The following is a 19,347-nucleotide window of genomic DNA, read 5'->3' on the forward strand; positions in this document are numbered from 1 at the left end:
TGCCCTAAAAATAGATAAACATTTTATATTTCACTATCTTACCATCAGATAATCAAAGGAATGATACAAAAAGATATGATTTTGAGATAATTTGAAGTTTTGTTTAAAAGTAAGCGTTCTATATTTGGGTTAATCAATTATTAATAAGTTAAAATCTATCTACACCATGACAAAGCATTTATTTCTTGCACTCATATTAGGTTTTGGATTGAGCAAAGTATCTGCACAGCAAGAGACGATTACGAGTGTTAAAGAATTGCCTGTAGGCTCCAAGAATGCTTATTATATAAACAATAGATTGCCATTAAAACAGAATTTTTTACTCAAACTTCCAGTAGGTAACATACGTCCCGAAGGTTGGTTGGGACGATATTTGGAACTACAAAAGGATGGTTTGACGGGTAATTTGGGAGAAATAAGTGCCTGGTTATCCAAAAAGAATAACGCTTGGTTGAGTAAAGATGGAACTGGAGATCATGGATGGGAAGAGGTGCCCTATTGGCTTAAGGGATATGCCCATTTGGGATATATATTAAAAGATCAAAAAATCACTGACGAGTCTAAAATCTGGTTGGAAGCAGCAATTCAAAGTCAACGACCAGATGGATACTTCGGTCCATTGATTTTAAGAAATAATAAGCCTGACCTTTGGGGAAATATGATTATGCTGTGGTGTCTTCAATCTTACTACGAACACAGCGGTGACGAAAGAGTATTGACATTAATGACCAATTATTTTAGATGGCAACACAAGCTTCCAGATAGTTTTTTACTAAAAGATTATTGGGAACATCCGCGCGGAGGTGACAATTTACTATCAATCTTTTGGTTGTATAATCGTACAGAAGGTAATGAATGGCTGATGGAATTGGCTGATAAAATTCACCGCAATACGGCTGATTGGACAAAGCATAGAGATTTACCAAATTGGCATAATGTGAATGTGGCGCAGAGTTTTAGAGAGCCAGCGACATATTATCTGAAAAGTCATGATATCAAGCATTTAAAAGCGACATATGATAATTTTCATTTTGTGCGTGAGGTATTCGGTCAAGTACCGGGAGGTATGTTTGGTGCTGATGAAAACGCACGCCCTGGATATACCGATCCACGACAAGGCGTAGAAACCTGCGGAATGGTGGAGCAGATGGCTTCAAATGAAATTTTATTAGGTATCACTGGCGATCCTTTTTGGGCTGATCATGCTGAAGAAGTGGCTTTCAATACATATCCTGCTGCTGTAACAGCTGATTTCAGAGCTTTGCGTTATATTACTAGTCCTAACATGACTGTTAGCGATAGCAAAAATCATGCGCCAGGTATTGATAATAGTGGTCCATTCTTGATGATGAATCCATTCAGTTCTCGGTGTTGTCAGCATAACCATAGCCAAGGTTGGCCTTATTATGCAGAGCATTTGTATATGGCTACCAATGACAATGGTGTAGCTGCGATATTGTATTCAGCTTCAGTCGCTGATGTGAAAGTCGGAAACAAAGACGAGGTAAACATTAAACAAACCTCCAACTACCCTTTTGAGGAAGCTATTGCTTTTGAAATTAATACCAAACATAAGAATATAAAATTTCCATTTTACTTACGTATACCTGAATGGGCTAATCAAGCGGAAGTAAAAGTGAATGGCAAAAAATACAATGTTGCACGTGGAGCTAAATATTTCAAGATAGATCGTCAGTGGAATAGTGGAGACAAAGTTGAGTTAATATTACCGATGGCCGTACGCGTGAAAGTATGGGAAGAGAATAAAAATGCGGTTAGTATCATGCGTGGACCGCTCACGTATTCTTTAAAAATTAAGGAAGAATATGTAGAGAAAGATAGTAAGGCTTCAGCTATTGGTGATTCAAAGTGGCAAGAGGATGCTGATCCCTCAAAATGGCCTTCGTATGAAATAGTGCCTGGTAGCGATTGGAATTATGGTGTCGTAAAAAGTGAATTAGAACGTCCAGAAAATTTAAAAGTAATTAAGAAAGACTGGCCGAAAGATTCTTTTCCATTCGAGGCGAATGCAGTGCCTATATCTATTACGATAAAAGCCAAACAGCTAAAAGAATGGTTGATTGATCGGCATGGGCTTACTGGAGTTCTTCCTTTAAGTCCGCTTGTTGTAGATACCAAGGAACAAGTTGTTGAGCTTATACCAATGGGGGCGGCACGTTTGCGTATTTCCGCATTTCCTGTAGTAAATTAAAATATAATAAACCTAATAATATTTATTTGATGAAAAGAAAGATTTTTATAGCATGTCTCATGCTGGCTAGCCAGCTTAATTTTGCCCAAGATTGGAAACCTGCTGGTTCTAAAATTTTATCTCCTTGGGGAGAAAAAGTTACGGCACAACAGCCACACCCAGAATATCCACGTCCTATGTTGGTTCGTGAAAATAATTGGCAAAATCTTAATGGTTTGTGGAATTATGCCATTACAGCAGCAGATAGAAAAGATTTCCCTGAAACTTGGGAAGGTCATATTCTAGTGCCATTTGCTGTGGAATCCGCATTATCTGGTGTTGGAAAAGAGGTAGGTAAAGATAAAGCATTGTGGTATCAAAGAACAATCTCAATTGATAAAAATGTAAATAAGGATAATATTCTATTGCATTTTGGTGCGGTGGATTGGCAATGTGACGTGTATGTCAATAATAGTTTGGTTGGAAGACACGAAGGTGGATTTAACTCCTTCTCTATGGACATCACCAAATTTGTGAAAAAAGGCGCTAAGCAAGATGTTGTTATTCGTGTATGGGATCCAACGGATGATGGGCCGCAGCCTCGTGGAAAGCAAATAAAAAATCCACACGGTATTTGGTATACACCTGTTACAGGTATTTGGCAGACAGTTTGGTTAGAAAGTGTTCCTAGCACATATATCGCTAATACTAAACAGACACCACAATTTGATGTAGGCAAACTGACTTTCGAAGCTAATGTAGAGGGTAGTCAAGCAGGTGATCAAATAAAGGTTGCTGTATTGGATGGTAAAAAACAAATCAAGGCACAAGTATTGGATGCAAATACTACGGTGGATATTCATGTTCCAAACCTCGAAGCTTGGTCTCCTTCTAATCCAAAATTGTATGACTTGGATATACAATTGATTCGCAATGGTAAAGTAATAGACAAAACGAAGAGCTATTTTGCGATGCGCAAAATTTCAATGGAAAAAGACAAAAATGGAATTCAACGTATGATGTTGAATAACAAGTTCGTGTTTCAATATGGGCCATTGGATCAAGGTTGGTGGCCGGATGGATTACACACAGCGCCATCAGATGAAGCGCTGAAATTTGATGTAATTAAGACAAAAGAAATGGGCTTTAACATGATTCGTAAACATATTAAAGTAGAGCCAGCACGTTGGTACCGCCACTGTGATAGTATCGGAATGCTTGTATGGCAAGATATGCCTAGTGGTGATTTAGGTGGGAATAGTTGGGACATGCAACCTGGTAAAATTTCTGGTGATCTAAGAGACAAAAATCGTTCAGCTGAGTCGGAAGGGTATTTCCGCAAAGAATGGAAAACGATTATGGAAACATTACACAATTATCCAAGTATCGTCGTATGGGTGCCTTTCAATGAAGCGTGGGGGCAATTTAAAACAAAAGAAATAACCGAATGGACAATGGCTTTTGATGATTCTAGACTAACAAATAGTGCAAGTGGAGGTAACTTCATGTATACTGGACATATCTTGGATATACACAACTATCCTGACGCAGCGAGTCCAGACCCAGCAGTTTTTGGTTCAGAATTTATATTGGCTCTAGGTGAATTTGGAGGATTGGGATTACCCGTTGATGGCCATACTTGGCAGCAAAAAGACAATTGGGGTTATCAAAGCTTTAAAAGTAAGGAGGAGTTACTTAAAAGATATCAAGAACTGATCTACAAATTAGATAAACTTATTCCTATGGGGTTGTCGGCAGCTGTATACACACAAACTACGGATGTAGAGGTTGAAACTAATGGATTGATGACATATGATCGTAAAGTAATTAAGATTTCTGAAGCTGAATTAGATAAGGTGCATCGTAAATTGTATTCACACTAATTCTATAAATAAAGTGTTTTAATATCTACACACACTATGAAATTAAAAAGTAAAATTACTTTTTTCGCCTTGTTGATTTGTTGTGCTACCAATCTGATAGCACAACAATCACAGGTTAAAAATGATTTGCGCGCACCAGCATTTCCATTGATCACAATAGATCCTAATACAAGTGCTTGGTCATATACTGATAATTTGTATGATGATGCGGTTCGCCATTGGACGGACAAAGTTTTTCCACTTTTAGGAGTAATTAAAGTGGATGGGGTAGCTTACCGTTTTCTCGGAAAAGAAGAAATAGAACTAGAGCCAATAGCAAAAATGGCTGAACATGAATCATGGTCTGCAAAATATACCTTTACAGAACCTTCTAAAGATTGGACACAAATCAATTTTTCGGACACGAATTGGAAATTAGGTGCTGCACCATATGGTACTTTAGATACTGAACCTAATTCAAAAACTGATTGGCAAGAGCCTAAGATTTGGGTACGACGTGAAGTAATTTTGAAGGAAGACTTGAATGGGAAGCCCGTCTTTATCGAATTTACGCATGACGATGATGCCATCATGTATGTGAATGGGATTGAAGTGGCCAATACTGGACAAGCAACGGGTAAAAATCGTAGAGTTAAGTTGTCTGAAGAAGTCGTTAAAACTTTAAAAAAAGGTAAGAATATAATTGCTGGATATTGTTACAATAGGGTAGCTAATGGTTATTTTGATTTCGGAATGTTTACAGAACGTAAAAATGCTATCTCTTTTACAAATGCAGCGAGGCAAAAGTCTGTTGATTTACAAGCTACACAAACACATTATCGGTTTGAATGTGGTCCAATAGATTTGAAGCTCTCTTTCATTGCACCTTTATTGTTGACGGACTTAGAACTGGTTTCAAGACCGGTAAACTATATCAGCTATGAAATTATGTCGCGAGATGGTAAAAAACATGATGTACAATTATATTTTGAAGCATCTTCTAATTGGGCGCTTGACTCGCCATTGCAAGAATCATTAAGCTCGCAATACAAATCTGGCAATTTGCAGTATGTAAAAACTGGTAGCAAAAGCCAAGACGTATTAGGCAAAAAAGGAGATCATATCCGAATTGATTGGGGGTATTTCTATATTGCAGCAGATGCTAACAAGACTAAATCCGCTATAGGAAACGGAGCCAATCTGCGCGAACAATTTCTGAAAGGTACTTCAATTCAATCTGCACAAAATGGAAACCAACTAGTACTCACCCAAAACTTTTCGGTGTCAGACAAGTATGCAGATAAAATTATGCTAGGTTATGATGATATTTATTCTATCCAATATTTTGGTAAAAACCTGCGTCCATACTGGAATCGTAATGAAAACAGTACTATAGAAAAACAATTTGAATTAGCAGACAAACAGTTTTCAAAACTAAAATCAGCTTGTGATAAGTTTGATGCTGAATTGTGGGATACTGCATTACGCACTGGAGGTAGTGAATATGCTGCTTTGTCTGCATTAGCTTATCGTCAATCAATTGCAGCACACAAGTTGGTACAAGCTCCTAATGGCGATTTGTTATTGCTTTCGAAAGAAAATGACAGTAACGGGTCAATAGGAACTGTGGATGTAACTTATCCTTCAGCTCCTTTATATTTGTATTATAATCCCGAATTAGCTAAAGGATTGTTGAATCATATCTTTTACTACAGCGAAAGTAAACGTTGGACCAAGCCATTTGCCGCGCACGATATAGGCACCTATCCGATTGGTAATGGTCAAACATATGGAGGCGATATGCCTGTAGAAGAATCTGGAAATATGTTGATTTTGACCTATGCTATTGCTCGCATGGAGAAGAATGCTAATTACGCAGCAAAGCATTGGGATGTGCTCACGACTTGGAAGGATTATCTAGTGGAGCACGGATTAGATCCAGACAATCAATTGTGTACAGATGACTTCGCTGGGCATTTTGCACATAATGCGAACTTATCTGTTAAAGCAATTGTAGCTATCGCGTCATACGGCTATTTGGCAGAAATGCTTGGAAAGGCTGATGTTGCTAAAAAGTATATTGGAATAGCAAGAGACATGGCTTCCAAATGGAAAAACATGGCTGCTGATGGCGACCATTACAAGTTGACTTTTGATAAATCAGGTACATGGAGTCAAAAATACAATTTGGTATGGGATAAGTTATTAGACATGAATATTTTTGACAAATCCATATTCAAAACAGAAGTAAACTATTATTTGACCAAACAAAATCAATATGGTTTGCCACTCGACAATAGAAGAACCTATACAAAGACAGATTGGATAGTGTGGTCTGCTACTTTAGCTGACGACAAAGCAACATTTCAAGAATTTATTTCTCCAGTATACAAATTTATGCATGAAACCACGGATCGTGTTCCTATGTCAGATTGGGTATATACTGACAAACCCACACGCTCTGGATTCAAAGCTAGATCAGTAGTTGGTGGATACTTTATCAAAATGCTAGAAGAAAAAATCAATAAGTTGAAATAATTACAAAATAACAATTAAAATAGACAGCCTTATCAAAAGTTTGATAGGGCTTTTTTGATGACTGTACTGATTATTATGGTATCAGATTTGTATATAAATAGCAGACTTAAAGCTGAAATTTTATGGATATTAAAGTTAGGTTGCTTTCGAAGAAAGATTATTCGGATTTGAAAAAATCTATGACTGAGGCGTATCAAGGCCAAGGAGACATATGGACACGTGAAAATATTGTGGATCTGATTGATGTATTTCCAGAAGGACAATTGTGTGTAGAAGTAAATGGACATGTGGTGGCATGTGCTTTATCAATCATTCTTCATTCAAAAAAAAATAACATATACGATTCTTATTATGAAATCATCGATGACGGAAAGTTTTCGAAGCACGATTATGAAGGTGATACCTTATATGGTATAGAAGTTTTCGTACATCCTGAATACCGTTCATTGCGTCTTGGGCGACGCTTGTACGATTCGCGTAAGGAATTGTGCGAACAAATGAATCTTAAGAGTATTGTGGCTGGCGGAAGAATTCCGAATTATTATAACTATGCGCAGGACATGAGTCCGCGTGTGTATATTGAAAAGGTAAAGCGTAAAGAGATATTTGATCCCACCTTGACTTTTCAACTTTCAAATGATTTCCACGTCAAGAAAATTCTTAAAAATTACTTGCCAGAAGATGCAGAATCTATGGAATTTGCCACGCTGTTGGAATGGAATAATATTTATTATGAACCTGATGCGCGTTCCAATTCTGCTTCCAAACAAACCATCCGTTTGGGATTAGTGCAATGGCAAATGCGATCATTCAAAAATTTGCAAGAATTCTATGATCAGGTAGAATTTTTTGTGGATTCAGTTTCAGATTATGGAGCTGATTTTGTGATGTTTCCGGAGTTTTTTAATTCTCCGTTGATGAGTCCTTATAATGATATGCCAGAACGGATGGCAATGGAAAAGTTGGCAGAACACACCAAGGAAATTAAGCAGAAGCTAACACAATTTGCGGTTTCGTACAATGTCAATATTATTGCAGGTTCGATGCCATTGTACGAACGTGGCAAATTGTATAATGTAAGTTATCTGTGTCACCGCAATGGACATACAGATCAATACCGGAAGGTACACATCACACCTAACGAATTCAAATATTACGGTATGGTAGGAGGGAGTGAGGTCAAAGTTTTTGATACGGATTGTGGTAAGATTGGGATGTTAATTTGTTATGATGTAGAATTCCCCGAATTGAGCCGAATATTAGCGGATCAAGGCATGCAGATTTTGTTCGTTCCATTCATGACTGATACACAAAATGGATATATTCGGGTACGTCATTGTGCGCAAGCTCGAGCCATTGAGAATGAATGTTACGTCGCTATTGCTGGTTCGGTGGGCAATTTGCCACGGGTAAATAATATGGATATTCAATATTCGCAATCTGCGGTGTTTACACCTTCGGATTTTGCTTTTCCTAATAATGCTATCAAAGCGGAAGCCACGCCAAATACCGAAATGGTATTAATAGCTGACGTAGATTTATATGCTTTACGTGATCTGCACGAATATGGTACCGTGAAGATTTTGAAAGATAGAAGGAAAGATTTGTATGAAGTGAATTTATTGAAATAAGAAAGAGCTGGATTTCCAGCTCTTTCTTGTTATAATAAATTAATATTTTCTTCTGCTAAAATTTGCTTTTTGTGGTCATCCCAAATACTAACTTGGACTTCGCCAATGTGGGATAACTTAAGCATGAACATACATACACGAGATTGACCAATTCCACCACCAATAGATTCTGTTAGTTCATTGTTCAACAACATTTGGTGAAAGGATAATTGTGCTCTATCTGTACAATGTCTTATTTCTAATTGTCTTTGTAAGGCATCTTTATTCACACGAATACCCATAGAAGACAATTCAAAAGCGCTATTTAATATTGGATTCCAAATCAAAATATCGCCATTCAAGCCTTGGTAACCATCTTCGTTGTCGGTACTCCAATCATCATAATCCGCCGCTCTGCCATCGTGTGTGAAACCATTTGACAATACACCACCAATTCCATACAAGAATACCGCACCACATTCTTTAGCGATTGCATTTTCTCTTTCTTTTGGCGTAAAATCTGGGTATTTTTTTAATAATTCTTCGGATGAAATAAAAGTGATTTCTTGCGGAAGAATAGCTTTAAGATGTGGGTATTTTGCCTCGACTTGTTTTTCTGTTTGAACCATCGAATCATAAATCGCATTTACGGTCTGCTTTAGAAAGGCTAAATTTCTATTTTCAGGAAGGATAACTTTTTCCCAATCCCATTGATCTACATAAATAGAATGAATCGGTGAATAATCTTCGTCTGGTCGTAAAGCACGCATATCCGTAATAATACCTTCGCCAGCTTCTAACTCAAGTTCTTTTAAACGAACACGCTTCCATTTTGCTAAGGAATGTACCACCACGGCGCGTTGCTCATTCAGAGATTTGATCGGAAAAGAAACAGGTCTTTCAATACCGTTTAAGTCGTCATTGATTCCAGTACCGTCAAGTACGATCAAAGGTGAAGAAATGGGTGTTAGGTTTAATGCTTGTTTTAGATATGTTGAAAAGGTATCCTTTACAAACGTAATAGCTTGTTCGCGTTGTAATAATTCTCTGCCCATTAATTGTATATATAACTGGTTATTATTCTGTGATAAATGTAATGAAATGTACGCATTTTCATTAAAATAATAACATATAAAAGTTTTTTTTAATAATATTATAAAAGAAAAGAGCTGCATGTGCAGCTCTTTTGTATTTTCAAGTAGATCACTGCTTAAACGGAGAAACTTTCGCCACATGCACAAGTTCTGGATGCATTGGGATTGTGGAATTCAAATCCTTTTCCGTCTAAACCATCTGAATAGTCTAATTCTGTTCCTGCTAGATATAAGTATGATTTGATATCTAAACAGATTTTAACACCATTGTCTTCAAAAAATTGGTCGCCTTTTTTTTCCTCGTTATCAAACTTCAAATCGTAAGAAAGACCCGAACAGCCACCGCTAACTACAGCCACACGTACGAAATAGTTTTCGTCGTAGTTTTCGTCTGTCATTATTTTTTGAATTCGCTCTTTCGCTTTCTCTGTAACCGTTACCATAATTGTTAATCTTTTAAGATTAGGACAAAGTTCGTAAATAAATTGCAACACACAACTACAAAAAGTATGAATTTTGTCACAATATTAGAGCAAATTTGATTTATACAGCTGCCAAATAGGAGATTCGTTGCGAATCTTTGCTACAGCGTATTTTAATTCAACTATTGTGCTGTCTAAATCCTCTTTTGTTGTATATTTTGAAAGTGAAAAACGTATGCTACAAAGTGCGTCTTCTTCTGAAATACCCATAGCGGTCAATACATGTGACGGATCGCGATCCCCCGAGACACAGGCAGAACCTGATGACACAGCTATATTGGTTAATTTTGGCATTAGTTCAGCACTTTTCACGTGTTTGAAAACAATATTACTGGTATTACTTAGACGAGTTGATTGCTGTGCATGGATTGTTATATCTTCGATTTCATTATATATTCTATCTTCGAAATAATCTCGAAGAGTGGCTAAATCTTGAGGATTTGCGATTTCAAAAGCTTTTCCCATACCAGCTATTGCTGCTGTATTGTAAGTTCCACCTCTAAAACTATTTTCTTGTTTACCACCTGTGATAAGTGGCTCGATTTGTATTGGACGAGATTTTCGACGAACATAAAGTGCGCCTATTCCTTTTGGTCCATGCAATTTATGCGCGCTAAAACAGCAAATATCTACACCAGATTTTTCATAATTGGAATGTATCTTTCCGATGGCCTGCGTAGTATCACTAAACAACAACACATTTTTTTTAATTGCTATTTCAGCGATGTCTTCAATTGGATGTACGACTCCAGTCTCATTATTAGCGTGCATGAGACATATTAAAATCGTATCTGTTCGGATTGCTTCTTCTAAATCATCTAAATTAATATTTCCGTTATGATCTACGGGCAAATAAGTAATCTCAGCACCGTTCTTCTCTAATATTTCTAGTGTAGTTAGCACAGCTTTATGTTCTGTCTTGGCAGAAATTATGTGTTTTCCAATACGCTGGTAACGTGTGAATATACCTCGTAGTACTGTGTTTATTGCTTCTGTAGCCCCTGATGTGAAGTAAATTTCTTTTGGATTAGCACCGATTGATTTTGCAATACTTTGTCGTGATTTTTCAATGGCTTGATGTGCAGTTCTACCCATTTTGTGCTGAAGACTAGAGGCATTTCCATATTCTTCTCTAAGAAAAGGTAGCATCGTATTAAGAACTTCATCATCAATTCTTGTGGTAGCGTTATTATCCAAATAAATCATAGGATAAAGTTATCTAAAAACTAAAGATATATCATTTGAAAAGTTGGATATTTTGTAGATATTGTGACATAAAAATTGATATTATATGGAAAACTTTGAGGGAAGAATTGAAAAATTAATAGATGTTTTGGTATTAAAAGTACCAGATGTAATAGCAGCTATTTTAATCTTAATCGTTGGCCGCTATGCAATAAAGTTAATTTTACGCATAATCAACTCCAGATTTGAAAAACGTAATATTGATATTTCAATAAGAGGATTTGTCGCAAGTTTATTAAAATTTGTTCTTTATGCTTTACTCATATTAACCGTTGCCAGTACAGTAGGAATTCAAACAACTTCTTTCATTGCTGCATTATCGGCCTTTGGTTTGGCAGTAGGTATGGCTTTACAAGGCAGTTTATCGAATTTTGCTGGAGGCGTACTAATCCTTTTGTTCAGACCTTTTGAAGTGGGGGATGCTATTAATAGTGCCAATGGTTCGAGTGGCACAGTAGAAAAAATTGACCTTCTGTATACTACATTAATTGATGATGATGGTATACGTATATTCAGTCCAAATGGTACTTTGGCGAATTCAGTAATCAAGAATTTTACTAAAATTACAAATAGAAGAGTTGCGTTCACACTTTTGGTATCGTACGACGCGAATGTCAAAATAGCAAGAGAGACAATTTTGAAAGTAATTTCATCCGATGAACGTATAGCAAATAATCCCGCTCCTGTAGTACAAATTGGTGATTTGAAAGATGGCGGTATTGAATTGTTGATACGTGTTTGGACACCAAAAGGAAGTTTTTGGGCTGTAAAAACTGATTTAGCAGAAAGACTTCAGGAGGTGTTCGATGGTGAGAATGTGGTATTTCCAACAAATAGCTTGAAAATAATTAATAGCGAGAACTAATCCAGCGAATTCGTAAGCACATAGTAGCGATAGGCTACAATTGCTTGTTGGAATTTAGTCAATTTGGAAGGATCAAGTTTACTGTACTTTGGCAGAATGGACTTGTTGATGTTGTTTAATATTTTAAAAAACTGTTTTTTCATCCTTTTTTAAATTATTGCCTACACTAAAATAACAAAAAGTCTTGTGAATCGTTCACAAGACTTTTTGGTTTAAGGTTTAATTCAATTATTATCTTCCGCTAAGGAAGGTTTTTTCTTGTTTCCAGGTGAATGCTGTAAATATAATAGCCAACACGCATGCCGCTAGAATAAGTTCAAAAGCGCCGTTCCAACCACCGAAATCAACAACAGCTCCTAGAGCAGCATTTGCTAATAAATCGCCGATAAAATAACCAAATAAACCAGTTAATCCTGCAGCAGTACCCGCAGCTTTTTTAGGAACTAAATCCAATGCTTGCACTCCGATAAGCATTACTGGTCCATAGATTAAAAATCCAATTGCCCATAATGCAATATTAACTACCCATTGGCTGTCGCCAGGCGCTAACCAGTACACCAATACGGCGATAAATGTAAAGAACATATAAATGATAGTCACTGGAGCACGACGACCACCAAACAGTTTGTCACTCATTACTCCACACAAAATCGTACCTGGAATAGCTGCTAATTCATAGAAAGACGCTGACCAAGTCGCCTCAGAAGCTGTAAAATTCTTCGCTTCTTGTAAAAATGTAGGTGCCCAGTTTACAATACCATTTCGTACCAAATAAACAAAAGCATTAGCGATAGCAATAAACCACAACAATTTATTGTTGAACACATATTTGAAAAAGATTTCTTTGGCAGTGAATTCTTTCTCTTGACTTGCTTCGTAAGTTTTTGGGTAGTCATTCTTGTATTCTTCGATAGGAGGAAGACCACAGGATTGCGGTGTATCTCTAACCAATAAGATTGACAGTAAAGCAACAGCAAGAGCTGCAAGACCTGGGAAATATAATCTTGCTTCCCAATCTAGGAATAATTCGACACCTAAAATAGTCAAGGGGCCAACTAAAAATCCTCCAACATTGTGTGCTAAATTCCAAATTGACATTGTGGTACCTCTTTCTTTTATAGAGAACCAATGCACCACTACGCGTCCACATGCTGGCCAGCCCATTCCTTGTACCCATCCATTGATAAAGAGTAAGGCAAACATAATTCCCACAGAAGATGTCGCCACAGGAGAGAATCCCATAAAAATCATCGTCAATGAGGATAGGATAAGTCCTGCTGCTAAAAAGTAACGGGCATTAGATCTATCTGAAACATTTCCCATCAAAAACTTGCTTAGTCCATATGCAATGGAAATAGCAGACATCGCTATACCTAATTCAGCCTTCGAATACCCAAGCACATCTTGTAAATCTTTGACCGCGAAGGAGAAGTTCTTACGTACAAAATAATAGGCTGCGTATCCAAAGAATATACCTGTGAAAACTTGAATTCTTAATTTTTTGTATTCAGGATCGATGCGGCTTTCTGGTAATGGGTTTTTATGGGCAGCGGGTTTGAAAATATTAAACATAACTAGAATAAATTAGGATAATCAGAAATAATTCCATCAACTTTCAAAGCTTTTAGCGCTTCGATCTCTTCTTTTGTATTCACTGTCCAAGGAATAATTTTGATTCCTAACTGGTGTGCCTGAGTCACAAAATCTGTAGTCACAATTTTATAATTAGGACTGATGATAAAAGGTTTAAAACCCAAATCTTCAACCAATTCTTCTGGCGTTTTGGTATTTTTTGCATCTACCAAATACGACGTACGAATAGTTGGGTATTGCTTATTAATATATTGAATCGTACGCTTATCAAAAGATTGGATTACTGTGCGAGGCGCAATTCCTTTGTCTAAAACTATCTTTACCAATAAGTCCGAAAATTCTTTTGGCTCTGGGTGAGCTTTATTATCTTTTTTTTCGTTACTCTTCGTTTCGATGTTATAAAACATCTTTCTGCCTTTAGAGTTAGCATATTTTTCAGACTCATCGATTAAATCTGATAATAAGTCAATTTTTGTTGCTGTTTTTTTCTGTTGTGGGAAATCTACATTACCTTTTAAACCTATGTCAAATTGTTGTAATTGGTCGTAGGTATAATCGTAAATCAGTCCTTTATTATCTTTTCCAGTCAGCTCTTTACCATCGGCATACGTGACGAATTTTGGATTTAAGAAATCATCATGATAAACCACAACTTTTTTATCTTTCGTGATATGACAATCCATTTCTAAAGTAGTCACTATTGGCAAATCAATAGCAATTTTCATTGCTCCTGTAGAGTTTTCAGGATATAATCCGCGTGCACCTCTGTGCCCTTCGTAGGCGAAAGTAGGGAAGGAGGGTTCTATATTTTTGGAAGAATACATTTGCTTACAAGATAATAGTGTTACACTCGAAATTAGAATGGATAAAATTATATTTTTCTTCATACAGGTAGTTATAGAAATTAGAATGGCGTAAAAATAATTAATAAACTTAGCGTCGAAAATCTATTTCTCTTTAAAAATGTAACATCAGTAAGACATATTGTTTCTACATATTTCTTACTGATGTTACTTTATAGTTTACTATAGATAGCTACGGAGCAGGAATCATTTTCGTTGAATTTGCTGTTTCAATTTGATTCAATGTCGAGTTGTCTGTTAACGTAATCAAATTGTGTGAGCGTGGCGTAGTCCATGTTGCCGAAGTAACATTATAAGCACCACGCAATTCATAGAATTGATTTTGAGCTGCATAAGCTACTGACCATGTGTTTGTTCCTTGGCGATAGAAGCGTGTATTAGTTCCAGCCACCGTATAATGATCTGTAGTGGTAACACGATAACCTCTTTCTTGGCCAGTAAATGGTGCATAGCTTCTAAGTCCGTATAATGCTCCAGTGCCTGGACCGATGAAAATGACATCCATTGGCTCGGTTTCATGGTCTATAGTTGTTCCTTTGAAAACTGCAAGCCCAGAAGTAACACCTGAGTTAGCGAATAAGCCAGTACTGATAGCACCCACACCATCATCGCCTGGATTATTAACATAATCATGTTGTTTTACCCAGTTTGCTTCAGGAATGCTTGTAGAATTTGGACCATTGATTCTACCACCTGTTCCACCGACATAAAAGTATTGTCCTTTCTGTACAGTTCCCGATGTAATGTTTATTTTATATGTACGATTAACCGCCGCATTATTAATAGTATAAGTTCCCGACACCCATCCATTTGGAGGAAAGTCTTGTCTGCGGTCTAATTGACCTGCGCCAGGTGCACCCGTTGTACCCGCATTATTACATATAATTAAACTGTAAGCATTGTCACCATTATCAAAAGTGATATCGCGTAATGCTAAGAATTGAACATATTCTTGATTTCCATCAGCACCATTAGGGTCAGCCATAAATCCAGAAATCACAAATGGTAAAGCGTCTGGATGTGGTTTATTAGGATCGAATACTTCTTTCGTAATAGGTGCAGGCATTTCAAGTCCACGACTAACATCTGACGTACTTACCGTAAAAGTAACATTACCTGTTACCGTAGGTTTTCCACTTAGAGGAATAAGTATTTCTCCAGAAGTGGAGGTCAATACGATTGGATGATCGGTAATAGGATTAAATCCAGGAGCACCGTCTCCTGTCATAGTAACAGTAAAGAGAATTTGATCATCTACAATTCCTTTTTGATATGGAATAGAAATGTATACATCTTTAATGTCTTCACCGATGTTAAATAATTCTGCATTGATCGTAGCCTCACCTAAATTCAATCTACCGTCCTCTTGTTGAACAAGGATTTCTGTAACTTCTTGTCCAACTTTTAATTGAATTTTTCCTTCTCTTTGTTCACCTTTATTTGGAGCTACCGTTACTAAGACTGGCTGTCTTTTACCGGTACCAGTACCAGAATTCAGGTCAAAAGATATCCATTCGTCATCTGGCGCATCTAAAGTCCACGATTCGCCATTCGTCGTAAATGCAAATCCTTTTTCTCCGCCTTCCCAAGGGAAAGCTAGTTGATCAGTTGTTTTGTCTAAAAAGAAACCCATAACTTCTTCTTTATCACATGAAGTGAAAAATCCGATGAATATAGTTAATAGCAAAACGTAACTTTTAAATCCTTCTTTTTTCATCCTTTTATATTTTAATAATCAAGGTTTGATATAATTCAGTTGACAATTACACTTTCTGCTTAACGCATTGCGTAATTGAAAGCTTTAGGTCTTACCATTGTTTCTGTATATTTCGTTCCAAACTCATCTTCCACTGTAACTTCTAGTGTTGAAGTAGGACTACTTGCTTCAACTAAGAATAGGTGAGCTGTATTACTTGCACCAAAAGTTGGATCAGCATTAGCATTTATGCGTTGCATGTCGTACGAAATAAGGTGTAATGGATCTTTTTTACGAACTCTATTTACAGCTAGATTATTGCCGTTTTCTTTAACGGTAACTTTCCAATTATTTTGGTATCCCCATACATTAATCAGCACTTGATTTTTTTTATTGGCAGTACCGTATTCCCCAACAATCCCAGGTACTTTAGCTTTAAACTCATCATTTGCGTTTGGAGTATAATTTGCAGCTGTAATATGAACATTGTTTAGATCATACGTTCTGAATTGATAATCTTTGTCATATCCAATACTTTTGTAGTACCACTTTTGGTTTCTTCCATTCATTTCCCAAATAGAATAACCACCCGGACTTCCGTCTTTAGAGATATGATTATTAGCACTAGTAGCTCCGGTCCACCACCAAGTTGCACTAACAGCCGCAATTGTATGTTCTGAAATGTTCGAACCCGCAGGCGAATTCCTGTAATTTACGTGAGTATGACCCGATAGAACCTTTACATTAGTAAATTCAGAAACAGCTGCTAATAGTTGTGGCGTGTTTTCCATGGCATTATTAAAATTGCCGTTCTGGTCTGGATTAGTAAACAGAGGCACGTGAGTTGCAATTACAATTGGCGTGTTTTTATCTGTAACATAAGATAAATCTTTCATTAACCAGTTCAATTGTTCTTGATCTAGAATATCTTTATAGTTTCTTTCACCAATAATTCCTAGGCTACCACCGTCATTCAGCCATTCCATATTATCCAATATCACGTAGTGAACATTTCCAATATTCATTGAATAATAAGTTGGGCCCAATGTTCTTTTGTATGGCAATGCACCAAGCCAATCATTTGAACTTACATAAGGGTCATAATCATGATTTCCTATTACATTGAAGATTGGAAATTCCAGACTTTTGACTTGTTCAATGTATTGTTCTAACTTGAAATTGTTTGAATACCAATACAATTCCCAAGTAAGGTCTCCTAATGTGATTCCGTAGAAACGCTTGTTTTGACTTTTGTATTGTGCATACACCGCTTTGATATCTTCCATGAAACCATCTTGAAACTGCACAAGATCGTTGTTTCTATTTGCAAGATGTAAATCCGCCATAAATGCAACTACATGGTTTTCATTATTTACAGGAGTCAATTCGAAATCTTTGATTTCTGTTGAAGAAGTTACACCAGCTAAACGTTTGAATAACTGAGGAACAGTATTAATAGATGCTACTTCGTAATTCGAAGGAATAGAAATAAAAACGTAACCGTGTTTTTTTGCAGATGGCAGGTAATATATACCGTTTTGATCCGTTACTGCAAACTCAATACCATCAGATACCACAACATTGGCTACACCTTGACCATTTGCATGTACAGTACCTTTTACTGTCATTCCTTCGCGGTCAGGAATATTATCATTAATGATATGATTAATGAAGGTTCTGCCAAGTAATTGATCTAAATTTCCTCTTTGAATTCTGATTTCATATTCACCATCCAATAGACTTTCGGAGTTTGCTAATACTATTTGAGCCTCTTCTAAGTTTTTAGTCACCATCTCAAGAGATCCACCACCTTGGCCTCCACGAGGAATGAATGTGATAATATCGCCTTCTTGAAATCCTATTCCGGAGATGATAATATCCGATTCCTTCGTCACATTATAAACATATGGAATGTCGATGTGCGTTACTTTTATAGAGGTTTGAATCTTTTCCTCTGTCAATTCTGTTATTTTATCTGAGCAACTCGAAAATATAGTTGCGCAGATAAAAATTAGCATTAAAAATATATTTAGTTTTTTCATGATAGTCGTTTAAATACCTTAGTAACTTCTGAAAATAGCAAAATCGTCTACACCTAATCTACCTCCAACATTATTTGCTTGAGGACGGTTGAGTCTAAAACGTACAGGTCCAGGAATATTCATTAAGAATATCGCTTGCTTGCTGTCCATACTTACCGTTGTTGTATGTGCATCTGTGATGTTTCCATTGACTTGATGCCATGTGGTACCTTTATCAGTAGAGTACTCCAATTTAAACCAGCTAGTAGGATCATTCCAATATGAACCATAGAAAAAAGTAACTTTGGAAGCTCCATCAGGTACATCGAAATCCATTTGCAATAGGGCATCGGAAGTTGCATGATTTTGTTGGAAACGAACAGCGTTCACACCAGAAACAATACGATCTCTACCTGGGGTAATACCTAATAATGTTTGTTGAAACCACCAAGGTCCTGTCGATAAAACCACCGTTCTATTCGCATAACCATCTTTAGGTGCATCTGGATTTTCGAAAGTCTCAGGCCATCCCGCATAGATTTTACCACTTGGATAAGCCATATCTGCATAGGTAAGTAATCTTAAAGCGATATTTTCATTTTGCTTGGTAACAATTCCTCTAAATGTTGCACTTGGCGCTACAGGTTCATTCGCAAAAGTAGCTTCGTTACCTACTGTTACGAATACTTTCTTTCCATCAGCGTCAGCCAATGGACGTGAACCACTAATCTTGTCACGAGGATTGGGTTCAACTTCAAGATCTGATGTAATTTCAACGTACGTAGACTCGTAGTTATCAAATTGATTATTCAGTGTACCAATAGAAACAGCTTTAGCTGTCACTGTATTATTACGGTTTATAATGTAGGTATTGTTGTGATTTGCCCCCAGTAAAGCCAACATACCTTCTCTGCGACCTAAGGTCAATTCATCTACCCAAATATCTACGGAGTCCCCAAGTCTATAACGTTGTGGATCATCAATTTCAACTAAAATACCGCGCAACTGACCTCTCCACTCATTTTGAACAGCAATATAGTTTTTAGGAAAGTTGTTTCCTTCATGGCTAGATACCACCAAAGCTTTAATATGATTTGCTTTGGTAAGTTCATTCTCTCCGAGTTTCACATCTTCTTGCTTGTGTATGTTTCGCAATGCATAAATAGAAATCTCCGGATTATTAGTGCCTAGAGCTTCATTTACATCTTCTTTGAAACAGCTGGAAAGTAATACAGATGTAATACCAGCATATATAAATGTTTTTATTCCTCTCATTTTCATAGTATC

At 36.8% G+C, this 19,347-nt stretch carries 13 protein-coding genes; 5 read left to right on the forward strand and 8 right to left on the reverse strand.

The genetic code is table 11. From position 1 onward, the window contains the following. Positions 1-166: 166 nt before the first annotated feature. The 4 genes from GOQ16_RS08645 to GOQ16_RS08660 all read left to right on the forward strand — a co-directional run bounded on the left by GOQ16_RS08645 (position 167) and on the right by GOQ16_RS08660 (position 8,222). Positions 167-2,212, forward strand: coding sequence for a beta-L-arabinofuranosidase domain-containing protein (locus tag GOQ16_RS08645; RefSeq protein ID WP_160068915.1), 2,046 nt, complete (start codon positions 167-169; stop codon positions 2,210-2,212). A gap of 29 nt (positions 2,213-2,241) precedes the next feature. Continuing rightward, positions 2,242-4,074, forward strand: coding sequence for a glycoside hydrolase family 2 protein (locus GOQ16_RS08650; protein WP_160068916.1), 1,833 nt, complete (start codon positions 2,242-2,244; stop codon positions 4,072-4,074). 36 nt (positions 4,075-4,110) lie between these two features. Next, positions 4,111-6,591 carry a glutaminase family protein gene (locus GOQ16_RS08655; RefSeq protein ID WP_160068917.1) on the forward strand — a complete coding sequence of 827 codons (2,481 nt, stop codon included), beginning with the start codon at positions 4,111-4,113 and terminating at the stop codon, positions 6,589-6,591. Positions 6,592-6,713: 122 nt separating this feature from the next. Next, positions 6,714-8,222 (forward strand): bifunctional GNAT family N-acetyltransferase/carbon-nitrogen hydrolase family protein, encoded by a 1,509-nt coding sequence (locus GOQ16_RS08660; RefSeq protein WP_149914392.1) that lies wholly within the window; start codon positions 6,714-6,716, stop codon positions 8,220-8,222. A 29-nt stretch (positions 8,223-8,251) separates the two neighbouring features. On the opposite strand, the gene asnA is transcribed toward GOQ16_RS08660, so the two are convergent. From asnA to GOQ16_RS08675, 3 genes are all read right to left on the reverse strand, one after another. Then, positions 8,252-9,256 (reverse strand): aspartate--ammonia ligase, encoded by a 1,005-nt coding sequence (gene asnA, locus GOQ16_RS08665; RefSeq protein WP_160068918.1) that lies wholly within the window; start codon positions 9,254-9,256, stop codon positions 8,252-8,254. A 155-nt stretch (positions 9,257-9,411) separates the two neighbouring features. Further along, the gene (locus GOQ16_RS08670; protein ID WP_149914394.1) at positions 9,412-9,738 is read right to left on the reverse strand and encodes a HesB/IscA family protein; all 327 of its coding nucleotides are present in this window, start codon (positions 9,736-9,738) and stop codon (positions 9,412-9,414) included. A gap of 84 nt (positions 9,739-9,822) precedes the next feature. Continuing rightward, positions 9,823-10,983: a cysteine desulfurase family protein gene (locus tag GOQ16_RS08675; RefSeq protein ID WP_160068919.1), complete on the reverse strand. Its 1,161-nt coding sequence runs from the start codon at positions 10,981-10,983 to the stop codon at positions 9,823-9,825. Positions 10,984-11,068: 85 nt separating this feature from the next. Here GOQ16_RS08675 and GOQ16_RS08680 point away from each other — a divergent pair, with 85 nt between their 5' ends. Next, positions 11,069-11,887 carry a mechanosensitive ion channel family protein gene (locus tag GOQ16_RS08680; RefSeq protein WP_160068920.1) on the forward strand — a complete coding sequence of 273 codons (819 nt, stop codon included), beginning with the start codon at positions 11,069-11,071 and terminating at the stop codon, positions 11,885-11,887. A gap of 231 nt (positions 11,888-12,118) precedes the next feature. Here GOQ16_RS08680 and glpT read toward each other — a convergent pair whose 3' ends face one another. The 5 genes from glpT to GOQ16_RS08705 all read right to left on the reverse strand — a co-directional run bounded on the left by glpT (position 12,119) and on the right by GOQ16_RS08705 (position 19,341). Further along, positions 12,119-13,459, reverse strand: a complete 1,341-nt coding sequence (glpT, locus tag GOQ16_RS08685; protein ID WP_160068921.1) for a glycerol-3-phosphate transporter — start codon at positions 13,457-13,459, stop codon at positions 12,119-12,121. Between the two features lie 2 nt (positions 13,460-13,461). Continuing rightward, positions 13,462-14,367: a glycerophosphodiester phosphodiesterase family protein gene (locus GOQ16_RS08690; RefSeq protein ID WP_240140987.1), complete on the reverse strand. Its 906-nt coding sequence runs from the start codon at positions 14,365-14,367 to the stop codon at positions 13,462-13,464. Between the two features lie 148 nt (positions 14,368-14,515). Further along, the gene (locus GOQ16_RS08695; protein WP_160068922.1) at positions 14,516-16,060 is read right to left on the reverse strand and encodes a BACON domain-containing protein; all 1,545 of its coding nucleotides are present in this window, start codon (positions 16,058-16,060) and stop codon (positions 14,516-14,518) included. 59 nt (positions 16,061-16,119) lie between these two features. Next, positions 16,120-18,081 (reverse strand): calcineurin-like phosphoesterase C-terminal domain-containing protein, encoded by a 1,962-nt coding sequence (locus GOQ16_RS08700; RefSeq protein WP_160068923.1) that lies wholly within the window; start codon positions 18,079-18,081, stop codon positions 16,120-16,122. A gap of 18 nt (positions 18,082-18,099) precedes the next feature. After that, a complete protein-coding gene (locus GOQ16_RS08705; RefSeq protein WP_160068924.1) occupies positions 18,100-19,341 on the reverse strand; it encodes a DUF5689 domain-containing protein in 1,242 nt (413 codons plus the stop codon). Positions 19,342-19,347 lie beyond the last annotated feature (6 nt).

It is taken from the genome of Sphingobacterium bovisgrunnientis (assembly GCF_009829085.1).
In the GTDB taxonomy this organism is placed as follows: Bacteria; Bacteroidota; Bacteroidia; order Sphingobacteriales; family Sphingobacteriaceae; genus Sphingobacterium; species Sphingobacterium bovisgrunnientis.